The 13,289-nt window shown below is 37.3% G+C and carries 12 protein-coding genes; 7 read left to right on the forward strand and 5 right to left on the reverse strand.

All coding sequences use genetic code 11. The features are described 5' to 3' along the window. Window positions 1–16 precede the first annotated feature (16 nt). The 4 genes from JTI58_RS16095 to JTI58_RS16110 all read left to right on the forward strand — a co-directional run bounded on the left by JTI58_RS16095 (window position 17) and on the right by JTI58_RS16110 (window position 4,525). Window positions 17–1,111, forward strand: coding sequence for a sensor histidine kinase (locus tag JTI58_RS16095; protein ID WP_205447346.1), 1,095 nt, complete (start codon window positions 17–19; stop codon window positions 1,109–1,111). Window positions 1,112–1,199: 88 nt separating this feature from the next. Continuing rightward, window positions 1,200–2,117: a D-alanyl-D-alanine carboxypeptidase family protein gene (locus tag JTI58_RS16100; RefSeq protein ID WP_205442273.1), complete on the forward strand. Its 918-nt coding sequence runs from the start codon at window positions 1,200–1,202 to the stop codon at window positions 2,115–2,117. Window positions 2,118–2,354: 237 nt separating this feature from the next. Continuing rightward, window positions 2,355–2,990, forward strand: a complete 636-nt coding sequence (locus JTI58_RS16105; RefSeq protein WP_205442274.1) for an HD domain-containing protein — start codon at window positions 2,355–2,357, stop codon at window positions 2,988–2,990. A 29-nt stretch (window positions 2,991–3,019) separates the two neighbouring features. Beyond that, window positions 3,020–4,525 carry a succinyl-CoA:acetate CoA-transferase ScpC gene (locus JTI58_RS16110; RefSeq protein WP_205442277.1) on the forward strand — a complete coding sequence of 502 codons (1,506 nt, stop codon included), beginning with the start codon at window positions 3,020–3,022 and terminating at the stop codon, window positions 4,523–4,525. A 69-nt stretch (window positions 4,526–4,594) separates the two neighbouring features. Here the strand turns inward: JTI58_RS16110 and JTI58_RS16115 are convergent, their stop codons facing one another. Next, window positions 4,595–5,545: a LysR family transcriptional regulator gene (locus JTI58_RS16115; protein WP_205442278.1), complete on the reverse strand. Its 951-nt coding sequence runs from the start codon at window positions 5,543–5,545 to the stop codon at window positions 4,595–4,597. Window positions 5,546–5,712: 167 nt separating this feature from the next. Between JTI58_RS16115 and JTI58_RS16120 the strand changes: the two genes are divergently transcribed. Both JTI58_RS16120 and JTI58_RS16125 read left to right on the forward strand, forming a co-directional pair. After that, a complete protein-coding gene (locus tag JTI58_RS16120) occupies window positions 5,713–6,108 on the forward strand; it encodes a VOC family protein (protein WP_205442279.1) in 396 nt (131 codons plus the stop codon). Window positions 6,109–6,979: 871 nt separating this feature from the next. After that, entirely contained in the window at window positions 6,980–7,837 is an 858-nt protein-coding gene (locus tag JTI58_RS16125) for a CamS family sex pheromone protein (RefSeq protein ID WP_205442280.1), read from the forward strand. Window positions 7,838–7,873: 36 nt separating this feature from the next. Here the strand turns inward: JTI58_RS16125 and JTI58_RS16130 are convergent, their stop codons facing one another. Further along, window positions 7,874–8,362, reverse strand: coding sequence for a cupredoxin domain-containing protein (locus JTI58_RS16130; protein WP_205442282.1), 489 nt, complete (start codon window positions 8,360–8,362; stop codon window positions 7,874–7,876). Window positions 8,363–8,597: 235 nt separating this feature from the next. On the opposite strand from JTI58_RS16130, the gene JTI58_RS16135 reads away from it, so the two are divergent. Continuing rightward, entirely contained in the window at window positions 8,598–9,860 is a 1,263-nt protein-coding gene (locus JTI58_RS16135) for an NtaA/DmoA family FMN-dependent monooxygenase (protein WP_243456420.1), read from the forward strand. 34 nt (window positions 9,861–9,894) lie between these two features. Here the strand turns inward: JTI58_RS16135 and JTI58_RS16140 are convergent, their stop codons facing one another. The 3 genes from JTI58_RS16140 to JTI58_RS16150 form a co-directional block, all read right to left on the reverse strand. Continuing rightward, window positions 9,895–10,821 carry a TIGR03943 family putative permease subunit gene (locus JTI58_RS16140; RefSeq protein WP_205442285.1) on the reverse strand — a complete coding sequence of 309 codons (927 nt, stop codon included), beginning with the start codon at window positions 10,819–10,821 and terminating at the stop codon, window positions 9,895–9,897. Between the two features lie 11 nt (window positions 10,822–10,832). After that, window positions 10,833–11,831 carry a permease gene (locus JTI58_RS16145; RefSeq protein WP_205442286.1) on the reverse strand — a complete coding sequence of 333 codons (999 nt, stop codon included), beginning with the start codon at window positions 11,829–11,831 and terminating at the stop codon, window positions 10,833–10,835. 134 nt (window positions 11,832–11,965) lie between these two features. After that, window positions 11,966–13,147 carry an AraC family transcriptional regulator gene (locus JTI58_RS16150; protein WP_205442288.1) on the reverse strand — a complete coding sequence of 394 codons (1,182 nt, stop codon included), beginning with the start codon at window positions 13,145–13,147 and terminating at the stop codon, window positions 11,966–11,968. Between the last annotated feature and the right edge of the window lie 142 nt (window positions 13,148–13,289).

Consider the following 13,289-nt stretch of genomic DNA (forward strand, 5'->3'; position numbering starts at 1 on the left):
CAAACTGAAAAGGAAAATGGTTGTACAAATTATTTCTATACTTGTCATCGCTATCATCATAGGCTTTTTTATTAATTTTGCATTTATTGATGGGGTCTTGCAAGCTCCCTTTGCAGATGCTTTTATTGCCTTTTGTGAAAATGTCTTGCAGCTTGATTATTATGCTGCAAGTAGTGCCTATAATGTGTTATTTAGACAAAATAAACCACTTTGGCTTGCGATAGGATTTATTCTATTATTGTTGATTATTTTCTATATCGCCTTGTCTCGTTTTACCCGTTATTTTCATCAAATTAGTTCAAGTATCACCATGCTTGCAGATGAGTCAGGGAAGGAAATTGTGCTCCCAGCTGAACTCGATTTTTTGGAGAAAAAATTAAATAACGTGAAATATAAATTAGAAAAGCGTGCAAGGGATGCGCAAGAAGCTGAGCAACGAAAGAATGATTTAGTTGTCTATTTAGCGCATGATATTAAAACACCCTTAACATCCATTATTGGCTACTTAAGCCTTTTAGATGAGGCAAGGGATATGCCTGTAGAGCAGAAAGAAAAATATGTGACGGTTACATTAGAAAAATCCTATAGACTGGAACAATTAATCAATGAATTTTTTGAAATAACCAGATTTAATTTACAATCCATCATTTTAGAGAAAGATCTTATTCCTTTACATCATATGTTAATGCAAGTGGCTGACGAGTTTTATCCATTGCTGGCACCAAAGGGTCAACAAGCCATCGTCAAAATAGATGAAGATATTACTATCTATGCAGACGGTAATAAATTAGCGAGGGTATTTAATAATATTTTAAAAAATGCAATTGCCTATAGTGATCCTAATAGTACAATTGAAATTAGTGCGCGAAACGAAAATAATCAGACATTAATTTCGTTTACGAATACAGGGAAGACGATCCCTCCTGAAAAATTAAAGATGATATTTGAGAAGTTTTACCGCTTAGATAGTGCAAGGTCTACCCAAACAGGAGGTGCTGGGCTTGGTTTAGCCATTTCTAATGAAATTGTACTGGCCCATGGCGGGACGATTACCGCAACTTCTAGTAATGATACAACCATATTCACTGTGATGATTCCAACCAATTCTTAAGAAACCTTAAGAATTCACTAATAGTAAATTAAAAATAAGCTCCTTTTTTTATGGTTGAATAAAAGCATAAAGAGAAGGAGTTGTTTTTATGTTTAAAAGAAAAGGGATATTGAGTTTATTGTTCTTATTCATGATGATAGTTGTTTATTTACTATTGAAAGAATCACCAATGACTTTACGTCAGGAAATAGATCATTCACCGAAAGTAGTTCAAACAGCCAGCCCGCATATGCTCGATTTTGATTTATACAGCTCGAATGCAATTTTAGTGAATTTGGATGAAAATCAAATTCTCTTAGATAAAAATAGTGAGGAAAGGATTTATCCTGCCTCTTTGACCAAAATGATGACGGTTCTAGTCTCGATTGAGCAGATCTCCAATTTACAAGAAGAAATCATTTTACCTAAGCATATCTTTCAGGATTTATTAGAGGAAAATGCTTCTGTAGCGGGCTTTCTCCCAAATGAAAAGCTGACATTAGAGGATTTATTGTATGGCTCCATGCTGCCATCAGGTGCAGAGGCATCAATGGGTTTAGCTGAATATGTTGCTGGTTCAGAACAAAGGTTTGTGAGTCTGATGAACGAAAAGGCGCAGCAGTTAGGCATGAAAAATACTCATTTTGTGAATACAACTGGACTGCACCATCCAGATCATTATACAACCGTAAAGGATATGTCTTTACTTTTACAATATGCCTTAACAAACGATGAGTTTCGCAATATTTATACAGCAGAAAGATACTCTATTCAGTCCACAAACCTTCATCCAGAAGGCATTACTTTTACAAGTCGCATGTTTCAACATATGACGTCAAGTGCATTGCCAGGAGGAGAAATTTTAGGTGGGAAAACTGGCTATACGGAAGATGCAGGCTTATGTTTAGCAAGCTTAGCTCTTATAAATGGACAAGAATATGTGTTCGTGACAGTAGGAGCTGACGGCAATCCTAGAACGGAGCAATATAATATCACAGATGCTATTTCGGTATATAGTCAATTATAAAGTGAAGATTATTATAAATCTGCGAGACTTTCATAGTGTGTGATTGGAGGATATTTCATTTTCTAATCATACATTTTTTTGTTTTCTGATTGAGGAAAAGGCAAGTGATAGTTACGTTATAGATAAATTCTATGATTATTATAGAAATAATAGAATTGATTAATAGATATGAAGTTCCATATAATTCTCTATAAACCATCGAGTTATTGGTATCTTAACAGGGGAGGGAAAGAATGGATGACAAATATTGCAGGAATCAACATACCTGACAGTCGCTTAGCCTTAGAAGCACAGGAAATTTTAAAGGAACATGGTTCTGATTTACTGTGGAATCATTCCAATCGTGTTTATTTATTTGGCGCAATACAAGGGAAGAAAGCTAAGAAATCATTTGATGCGGAACTTTTATACGTTAGTGCTTTATTTCATGATTTAGGCTTAACAAAGAAGTTTAGTAGTGTAGATAAGCGCTTTGAGGTGGATGGCGCTAATGCAGCACGTCAGTTTTTAGCATTGCATCATATAGATGAACAGTCAATTCAACTAGTATGGGATGCGATTGCACTTCATACGACAATTGGTATTGCTGAGCATAAAGAACATGAAGTTGGCTTGTTATATGCAGGCGTAGGTCTTGATGTAATGGGCGATGGTTATGATGATTTAACGGCTGATGAACGAAATGCCGTTCTCAATGCTTTTCCACGCGACCAATTTAAACAAAAGATATTGCCAGCATTTTTTGAAGGGTTTAAGCATAAACCTGAAACAACATTTGGCAATATAAAATCAGATGTGTGTGCATTATTTATTCCAAACTACAAACCTAAAAATTTTTGTGACTGTGTCTTGCATTCACCTTGGTCTGAATAAAACTAAAATGGGATAAGGGGATATCTTACATGTTGAAATTGGCACATAAAAAAATTCGTCATACTGCTTTGCAAAATAAAATTGTTTCAGCGCAAAAGGCTGCTTCTTGGATAAAAGACGGTATGATATTAGGTATGAGTGGCTTTACGAGGGCGGGAGATGCAAAAGTTGTACCTTTAGCGCTTGTTGAAAAGGCGAAAGTGGAAAAGTTTCAGGTGGATGTTTATACAGGTGCTTCACTTGGTCCAGAGGTGGATCAGCAGATGGCTGAAGCGGGGATTATTCGGAAGAGAGCCCCTTATCAAGGTGATCCAGCGATTCGCCGAATGATTAATAACGGAGAAGTTTTATATACAGATGCACATGTTTCACATAATGCTGAGTTAATGCGTCAAGGCATTGTGGGTCCAATTGATTTCGCCATCATTGAAGCAACTGCCATTACAGAAGATGGTTTGCTGATACCTACAACCTCTGTAGGAAATTCGCCAATTATTGTGCAAATGGCGAAAGCGATAATTATTGAGCTCAATGTTTCACATCCTGCTTCTTTAGAGGGCATTCACGATATTTATATTCCTGATGTACAGGGAAGTAGAGATCCTATTCCTTTAACTAGCGCGGGGGAGCGAATTGGAGCGGTTGGTATCCCATTAGATATAACGAAAGTTCGTGGCATCGTGCTTTCTGAAATTGCTGATGCGCCTTCAACGATTGTACAACCAGATGAGGAAACCGCAAAAATGGCAGACCATTTACTCAATTTTTTAAGAGATGAGATGACGGCTGGACGATTAACGAAGACATTAGCGCCACTACAATCGGGTGTTGGATCAGTAGCCAATGCAGTGTTAAATGGGTTTTTAGAATCTGAATTTGAGGATTTGGAAATCTATTCGGAGGTGTTGCAGGACGCTGTATTTGAATTAATAGATGCAGGGAAAGTAAAATCTGCTTCAGGTACGTCCATTACGCTATCACAAGAACGAGGCAAACAGGTGTATAGTGAGCTAGAAAAATATGCAGATCGTTTACTATTACGCCCTCAAGAAATATCGAATCACCCTGAGATTATTCGTCGTTTAGGGCTCATTTCCGTCAATACAGCTCTTGAAGTAGATATTTATGGAAATGTAAATTCTACACATGTTTCAGGTACAAAAATGATGAATGGTATTGGTGGTTCTGGCGATTTTGCGCGGAATGCACGATTGGGAATCTTTGTTACAAAATCCTATGCTAAGGGAGGCAGTATTTCCAGTATTGTTCCTATGGTATCCCATGTGGATCATACAGAGCATGATGTGGATGTTATTGTCACAGAGTTTGGTGTAGCTGATTTACGTGGGCTTGCACCGAAAGAGAGAGTACCACGAATAATTGATCATTGTGCACATCCTGATTATCGTCAGCAATTGTGGACATATTATCAGGCTGCGGTGGAGAAAACGGGTAATCACCATACGCCACATATTTTAGAAGAAGCATTATCTTGGCATGTGCATCTTGCCAAAGCCAAGACAATGAAAAAATAAGATGCCTATTTAGCTAAAAAATAAATGGACTACACGCAGACACGACGAGTGCTGGGTTTAGTCCATTTTTTATTGAGACATGACTAATGAACGAATGAGTTGTCGACTTTTATCTGAAAGTGAAAGTTGTGCAAGATCAAGTTGCTCTACTAGTAGACGAATGAAAGCTTTAGCCGCAAAATTAATAAATTTATCTTTTCGATAGAGCAGTACGATTTCACGTGTTAGGGGTGGATTGCATATCGAACGCTCACAAATAGTATCCGATTTATGCAAGTTACAAAGTGTTTTCGAAATAATCGTTGCTCCCACATTTTGTTCTACTAATTTAAAGATCGCTTGGATGCTAGCTGTTTCTAATTTTGGTGTAATGTGAAGCTTTTCTTTACGAGCCGCTCCCTCAATTACCTTTCTACACTGATGTATTGTTGGAAATAAAATCAATGGATGTGCTAACACCTCTTGCAATGGGATGGTATCCAATCCTGCTAAAGGGTGCTGCTTATGAATAACGACCTTTAGTTCCTCCGTAAACAATGGAACGATTTGAAGCTGCTCCTCCTCATAATCGATATTGTCTTGTTTGTAGGAAATGGCAAAATCTATTTTATTGTTTTTAAATAGTTGCAACAAATCATCTGAGCTATTGATACAAACCTGTATGTCTGGATAATCCTGATAATAGTCCAGCAAATAATCTGATACAAAATCAGTTAATTCTCCTGGCAAAGTACCAATCACTAATTTCCCTGCTTTTATTTCTTTTAGTTCAGTCATCTGATTTTTCGTATTATCCATTGCCCTAAAAATATATGTACACTGTTCATATAAAATTTTACCAGCATCTGTAATAGCGATTTTTTTCCCTAGACGATCGAATAGAGGTAAGCCAAGCTCATTTTCTAAAACCTTTATTTGATGGCTGAGTGTGGGCTGTGAAATATTTAATTTTTCGGCAGCCTTTGTAAAATGAAGCTCACTACATAGAACAAAAAAATATTCGAGCTGTCGTATCTCCATATAAACGTACCTTCTTATCAAATCAATTTTCATATATTATAGCATTTTCAGCTTGAGCATCGAGAAATATAGGTTAATTTAATTGATAGATAATGTATTAATTTCAATCTTCAGAAAAATGATATATAGTAAATATGTTCAAATACATCATCCTTAAGGAGGATACTATGGGGAGATTAGTTCATTTTGAAATTCATGTATGTGACATGGATCGGGCAAAGGATTTTTATGGGAAAGTATTTGGCTGGTCATTTCAGGACTGGAGTGACTACGCAGGCATGCCTTACTTCGGTGCCGTGACAGGTGAAGATGATGAACTTGGCATTAACGGTGCTTTAATGCAACGCCAAGGTCCTCCACCAGAAACAAACCAAGCGCTGAATGGCTTTGCTTGTACAATGGGTGTCGAAAGTTATGATGTAACAGAAGCAAAAATTCTTGAAAACGGTGGCAAAGTAGCCATGCCCAAGTATGCATTACCAGGGATGGCATGGCAAGGCTATTATATTGATACGGAAAGCAATGTATTTGGTATTCACCAACCTGATAAAAATGCCAAATAGTATTTGCTCAATGTTGGAAAGAGGGAAGTTGCTCCTGAATGTGTGGGAACTGGTCCAATATAAGGAGGTTGCGCTCCTAAATGAGTGAGAGCCGCTCAAAGATGGAGGGAAGCTGCTCCTAAATGAGTGAGAGCTGCTCCAAGATGTGGGAAATCCGCTCTTAAAGAGGAGAGAGTCGCTCCAAAGTAGAGGGAATCCGCTCCTAAAGAGGTGAAAGTCGCTCCAAGATGTGGGAACCTCGCTCTTAAAGAGGAGAGAGTCACTCCAAGATGGAGGAACCCCGCTCTTAAAGAGGTGAAAGTCGCTCCAAGATGTGGGAACCCCGCTCATAAAGAGGAGAGAGCCGCTCCAAAGTAGTGGGAACCCGCTCATAAAGAGGAGAGAGTCGCTCCAAGATGTGAGAACCCCGCTCCTAAAAGAGTGAGAGCCGCTCAAAGATGGAGGAACCCCGCTCCTAAAATGGTAAGCCCCGTTCAAAAATGATCGGAACCCGCTCCTAAAGAGGTGAGCCCCGCTCCAAAGTAGTGGAAACCCGCTCTTAAAGAGGAGAGAGTCGCTCCAAGATGTGGGGAATCCGCTCCCAAAAGTGTGAGAGCCGCTCAAAGATGGAGGAACCCCGCTCATAAAATGGTAAGCTCCGCTCTAAAGTAGTGAGAACCCGCTCAAATAGGGGAAACCTCGCTCCTAATCAGGTGAAAAAACTTTAAAGCAGAAAGACCTATGTTCGAGAAAAGCGAACATAGGTCTTTTTTGATCATCTGGTAGGTAAAAGGGGAGATTTGTAAATATATAATGTTTTATTTTGGTAAATTTGTTATGGTTAAATTAGGGAAGTTATCACATGATACATAGTATTCAAGGAGAAATTGTAATGAAAAAAAGAAGGCGTATGTTATTTTTAATCGCACCCATAATGATGTTAGCTTCTTGTAGTAGTGAGGGTGAGAGTGTTACTGCTAATGAGAAAATGTATATTTCATCGGTTCAAAAAAAGGAAGTTTATGAAATTCAACAGCCTGCAAAAGTCAATATTGCTAGAGGTTTAATCGTCAAAAAAATGAACAATGCTCTAAATATCAATGAAATCGAGAGAGGACTCATGGATTTGTCAGTGAGTCATTTTTCAACAGACAAGTTTTATATGCAGGAAGGTCAGTATAATGATGATGAAATCAATGATGTTGAAAAATACGGTAAAGAAGTAGCTAAAAAGATTGTTGCGGATATAAGAAAAAATGAAAAGTATCCGAGAGTTCCTATTTATTTAACTTTATATCAAGAATCTAATATAAACGATATTATACCAGGCATATTTTTAGCTGAAACCTTTATTTCAAAAGATACAGATACCATCTCAAAATGGTCAGAGGTTAATAAAAAGTATTATACATTCCCTTCAGATGCCTTATATAGTTTAGACCAAAATATGTATAATAAAATATTAATTTTTAAAGAGGATATTCAAGCTGGATTTAAACATTTAAACCCTAAAATTATAGGGAAACTGCGTTATGAGGATGGCAAACTAACAGATATTAACATGGATTTACATATTCCTCTGATAAATGATGTAGAATTAATTGGCTTGCTACAGTTAACTAGTACCAAGTTAAATACAATTTTATTTGATTATATTCCCATTACAGTTCGAGTAATCGACCATAATGGGGATGTAGGAATTGTCCTTTGGGACCCAATAGAAAAACAAATTTTTGCATCGCCTATTTAAGTCGTAAATGGAAATCTAAAGGGGTCAGCTCCTATTTCAAATTTCGTAGCTTGTGTCTATATCTACTGAAATTGAAGAACCATCACTATTATCAAATTTCATGAACCATTCACCTGCTAGGCTCGCATCCACCTTGTAATTTGTCGTAAATGATTGCCCAGGCTTAATGATCTCTCCGTCTATCCAAGCCGTTCCATTAGGTGCAGTTAATATAAACCTAATAGATTGTGTGCTGTTATTTTTCACATAAATTCGAATTGCATCAGTGCTATTACTAGTTGCTTGATAATTAAAGCTCATTGAACCCTGACCTGTTGGAAAGGTAGTAGATGTTGCAAGAAGAGTGGGAGAACCATCACCCATTTCATCACTTTGTTCAGCTATGATAGTAGAATGAGGTTCTTCAGCAGTAGCAGCTAGAGTCGGCAGACGAGATGAACCGTGTGTATGATTAGCTATATAAGATGCTCCACCAAGTGGAAATATAAAAAGAGTCACTGTTAATAAAGAGGCAAATTTTCTCATGGTTCCTCCGCTTCAATATATTTTGAAATCATCTTAATAATACCTTTATTTAACTGTATAGTAAATATTAGTTTAGGTGCTCATTAAAACGGAGCACCTATTTTTATAGGTGAAGGCGTTCTAAAACATAAAAGTATTTCTTTGCAATCTTTGAAATGAATGTTTATTATGAAAATGATAATCATTTTCAATTATTGAAAGGGGAGTAACAATGAAAAGACATCTTATTATTGGGATGCATTTAGCTGTTCACGGTAATCATGGCAAGCAAGGTGCGTTGATAGATGAACATATTGCATTTGCGCAGCGTGCTGAGGCAGCAAAATTGGATTTTGTATTTAAGGCTGATTATTTAATAGCTCATCCAGAATTAATGGCTAAAATGAAAGGAACGGTTGGCTTAGATCCTAGCTTTTTAATGGCGATGGTGGCAAGAGGAACCAAACAGATTGGCTTAGTGACAACGATCTCCACATCATTTACGCCACCTTATCTGATTGCGCGTCAATTGCAATCCTTGAATTGGATTAGTGATGGGCGAGTTGGATGGAATATTGTGACCTCCATAGATGGTGCCCATAATTTCAGCAATGAATCTATGCCTTCTTCAGAAGAGCGTTATGCTAAAGCTACAGAATGTACAGAGGTGGTCAAGCAGCTATGGCATAGTCAACCCTACGAAACATTAGAAACGGATGGGAATATAGAAAAAATAAAAGAGCTTGTCAAACCTATTGAACATGAGGGCGAATTTTTCCATATTAAAGGTCCCCTAAATCTCCCTATGCATCCAGCAGGAGAGATTCCGCTCTTCCAAGCAGGCGCGTCGGATGTTGGGCGTCAATTTGCAGCTACTGTTTCCAATGCCATTTTTGCAGCTACACCAGCTATGGAGGTGGGCATTGAGATGCGTAATGATTTGCGTCAACGTGCCATTGAAGTAGGTCGTTCTGCTGACGATATTCGCTTATTACCTGGGCTGTATTTCTTTATAGGTGATACATATGAAGAAGCACTCGAAATGCACCGACAAGCGCATGCACATTTAACGCTTGAACGACGCTACAGTGCTTTAGAATCTGTGATTGGTATGGATGTTCGTCATTTGTCAATTGAAGATCAGGTGACCGTTGATATGTTGCCACCAAAAGATCAAAAAGTACGTAGTAAAACACATGCAGATTTGGTGCGTCGTTATATTATAGAAAATGAACCAACTGTTGAGGTATTGTTAGCACGCCCCGAGGTAATTGGCTCAGCCCATCTTGTAGCAATCGGCACACCACAGGATATTGTCGATCAAATCGTTACTTTTTATGAGGAGGGCGCATTGGATGGCTTTATTGCTGTACCAGGTGGCCCTGTGAAATCTTTAAATTTATTCTTTAACGACGTTATTCCCATGTTAGTAGAGCGGGGGTTATTCCGAGCTGAATATGAAGGTAGCACATTACGTTCCCATTTAGGCTTAGATGTGCGATCTCCAATTAATAGCTGAAAAAGGGCAAGCCATAAGCTTTGCCCTTTTATTGCTAGAAACTCATTCGAATATTAATCGGATAAAGATAAGGTGATTCGGGTTGTTCGATTGTTACCCAATCATCAATATAGATAACAGGTAAGCTTACACCCTCATATGTTGTTTGACTAATTGTACCGACCACTTCAATCCATGTATCTTCTGTGAGTGTTGGAGCGTCTGGAAACTCTGTCAGAAAGCCGACGATACTGGCATCGGCGACACAATGCGTAATAAGAAATCTTGAAATAACTAGTTGCTTTTCTGTAAAGCTTTCTTCTTTTAAAACAAAGCCCTTCAACTGTATTTTCTTCCCCAAATAGTTTTCTAAATTTTGATTAATTTCCTCGTAATAGATCGTATAGTCCTCATCGGTCATTTTCAGCATCGATTGTTGGGATAACTGTTGCTTTAATTGGTCATATTGCTTTTTTGTCATTTCCTGTTTTTCTTCCATCAGTCGCGGATCAGCATCATGCTCATCATAGATGTTTTCATCAATCGTTTCATTTGAAGTGAGATAATCCTCTATTTTAGATGTTTGCCTTTGCTGGGTGAGAATAAAGGCACCACCTTTTTTATCAGCGATGGCAGCATCTAAAATTTTGGCTGGCACGAAAAAGCCTGTCATTATCGGTGTCATGATAATGAGGTAGGCAATCATTTTTTTTCGTGTAAAGGCTGAGTGACCATGGTCGTGATGGGAACAGCAAGCTTGTCCAATAGGATCACATGAGTGGGGAGCCTTTGAAAAAGATATAACTCTAGTCAATTGAACAAGAAATAGTATAAAAAATAAGATGGCGGCTGTTTTACTCAGGCTTTCATATTTAGGGTTGATGAATTTTGTTAGTTCTCCGGTCCAATGCAAGTTGGCTATCATAGCCGAAAAGGCAAGTAACATTAAGGCTCTTAGCGCTTGTTGAACATGAAATTTCATGGTTTTCCCCCTTAGAGATACGCTGAAAGCATCCATATACTAATGTAGACAACTGTAGCCACTAAGGCGATTAACCAAAAGACAAATTTTAAGCGAAATACGCTCATCAACATAATGGTATTTTTCAAATCGATCATAGGGCCAAAAATAAGAAAGGCCAGAATGGATGGAGTGGAGAAAATAGCACTAAAGGATGCGCCAATAAAGGCATCTGCCTCAGAGCAAAGTGACAGAATGAAGGCTAAGCTCATCATAACTAGAATGGAGGAGGATTCACCGTCTCCAATTGCTACGAGTGTTTTGGTTGATACATAGGTTTGTACAAAGGCAGCTAAAAATGCCCCGATAATTAAGTATTTGCCCATATCAAAAAATTCATCGATGGCATGCTTGACCATATTTAATAGTTTTGTGACGAAAGATGTTTGTTGACTAGTGGTTGTCAATGAGTAGGGCTGTAAAGAGCTCTTAAATTGTGAGCCTTTAAAAAACAAGCTGATAAGTAATGCTACCACAATGGCGATGACAAAGCCAACGAGCATTCGAAGGCTCGCTATTCTTAAATCATTGCCAAATGCCATATAGGTAGAAAGAATAACAACGGGATTAATAAGTGGACCAGTTAACATAAAGCCTATAGCTGCATGTATAGGTACGCCTTTGGCAATTAATCTTCTAACAATCGGAACAATTCCACATTCACAGGCTGGAAATAATGCACCTACAAGACAACTCATGATGACGGCCATCACAGGGTTTCGAGGAATCCACCTTTGGATATGTTCCTCTGTTATAAATATCTGAATAAAGCCAGCAATCAGTATTCCAATTAAGACAAATGGTAATGCTTCAATTAAAATACTTAAAAATATCGTATTTAAATTGAGTAGAGAGGAACTAAGGTCGTTTAGTGCTGAGACGTTGAATAACAGTAGTGGTAGCATGCCTATGAATAAAATGAAGAGGAACCAAAAATTCAATACATATTTAGAAAAATGGAGACGTTCCACATAGACCTCCTTAAAGTGTAATGGTTACGTTTTAATTCAAGATATGACATAGATGATATTGTTAGTACTTCAAAAAAGGAAAGAGAAAGTAAAAATTGATTTCTACCATCTTTTTACTTTCCCTCTCTATCGAATTATTTATGAGAATACTTAGTTCTATATTGTTTAGGGGTAATTCCCGTAAATTTTTTGAAAACTTTAATGAAATAGCTTTGATCTGTGAAATTAAGTAATGAACCGATGTCTAGGATTGGATAGTTGGTAAATGTTAAGAGTTTTTTCGCCTCATCAATCCTTTGCTGCTGAATATATTCACTAAAGGAAGTACCTACTTCCTTTTTAAATAAGGAGGAAAGATAATTGGGGCTTATGTGGCAAATTGCTGAAAGTTGGTCGAGTGTTAGATCCCCATACAACTCATTTTCAATAAAATGGATACAGGTAGTAATGGGTCCAGAATACTTCATTGTATTTGCCTGTGATACACGGCTTGTATAGTCGTAAATAGCTTCCTCCATTAACGAAAGAATTTCGATTAAACTGTTTTGATCCTCTAGCTTTTGAATGTAAAAATCATTTAATGTAAAGGCGGTTTCTTCATTTAAACCACCCTCAATCGCTGCACGGCAAATTAGGGCAATTCCTGTAATCATCAAATATTGAACACTTCTTAAATTATTGCGTTTTGAAAGTATTCCCAGTTCTGCCTGCTCGACAATGGAATAATTCAAAACTTCATTTAATTTCTCCATACGTCCATTTTTCACATTGTCTAACAATATTTTTTCATAATAAAGATTTGTATGAACAATATCATTTCTTCTAGCGTATGAGAGCTCAAGCGCAGTATTTTCCTCATGACGAATTAGAGGTCTTAATGCTTGGTTATGATAAATGACAGCAGTTTTATTTAATTTCTTTTGATAGATCGAGTAATATACAAACAAACTAATGGCCAAACATTGCTGATAATGAAGAATAGGAATTAGCTCTTGATTAACATTTGTCTTAATGTCTCCCACTTCTGGAGAAAGGGAAGGACCAACTACAATCGCCCCTAAATATTGATCCTCTAACTGCACGTTGATATAGAAGAAATTAAATTCAGCATAAGAGAAAAAAATCGGATAATCATTTGTATCCTTATGATAAGGATATGTTTTCAACTGTTCCTTTAAAGAAATGTAAGATGGACTATTGGTTGTTGAATAGTCAAAAATTATGTCTCCCAACGAATTAATATAAGTGACTGGAAGATGATGTGTTTCGTATATTAATTGACTTATGTATTGAAGGTCGATAGTGGTAATTTTCATGTTCCTACACTCCAGTTCGTAATGATGCTATCAAAATGAAAGCAGTTACATTTTTTATTGTATAGACATTGAGAAAGTACTATTTTGTGTAGAATAATACAATAAATAAAGGAGAAGTAGCAATAAAATAGACAGTGACTTT

It is taken from the genome of Lysinibacillus fusiformis (genome assembly GCF_016925635.1).
GTDB classification, from domain to species: Bacteria; Bacillota; Bacilli; order Bacillales_A; family Planococcaceae; genus Lysinibacillus; species Lysinibacillus fusiformis_F.

Excerpts from the sequence above, each read along its gene's own strand:
- JTI58_RS16095 (WP_205447346.1), top strand. The coding sequence starts at position 17 with ATGGTTGTACAAATTATTTCTATACTTGTCATCGCTATCATCATAGGC.
- JTI58_RS16100 (WP_205442273.1), top strand. The coding sequence starts at position 1,200 with ATGTTTAAAAGAAAAGGGATATTGAGTTTATTGTTCTTATTCATGATG.
- JTI58_RS16105 (WP_205442274.1), top strand. The coding sequence starts at position 2,355 with ATGACAAATATTGCAGGAATCAACATACCTGACAGTCGCTTAGCCTTA.
- JTI58_RS16110 (WP_205442277.1), top strand. The coding sequence starts at position 3,020 with ATGTTGAAATTGGCACATAAAAAAATTCGTCATACTGCTTTGCAAAAT.
- JTI58_RS16115 (WP_205442278.1), bottom strand. The coding sequence starts at position 5,545 with ATGGAGATACGACAGCTCGAATATTTTTTTGTTCTATGTAGTGAGCTT.
- JTI58_RS16120 (WP_205442279.1), top strand. The coding sequence starts at position 5,713 with ATGGGGAGATTAGTTCATTTTGAAATTCATGTATGTGACATGGATCGG.
- JTI58_RS16125 (WP_205442280.1), top strand. The coding sequence starts at position 6,980 with ATGAAAAAAAGAAGGCGTATGTTATTTTTAATCGCACCCATAATGATG.
- JTI58_RS16130 (WP_205442282.1), bottom strand. The coding sequence starts at position 8,362 with ATGAGAAAATTTGCCTCTTTATTAACAGTGACTCTTTTTATATTTCCA.
- JTI58_RS16135 (WP_243456420.1), top strand. The coding sequence starts at position 8,598 with ATGCATTTAGCTGTTCACGGTAATCATGGCAAGCAAGGTGCGTTGATA.
- JTI58_RS16140 (WP_205442285.1), bottom strand. The coding sequence starts at position 10,821 with ATGAAATTTCATGTTCAACAAGCGCTAAGAGCCTTAATGTTACTTGCC.
- JTI58_RS16150 (WP_205442288.1), bottom strand. The coding sequence starts at position 13,147 with ATGAAAATTACCACTATCGACCTTCAATACATAAGTCAATTAATATAC.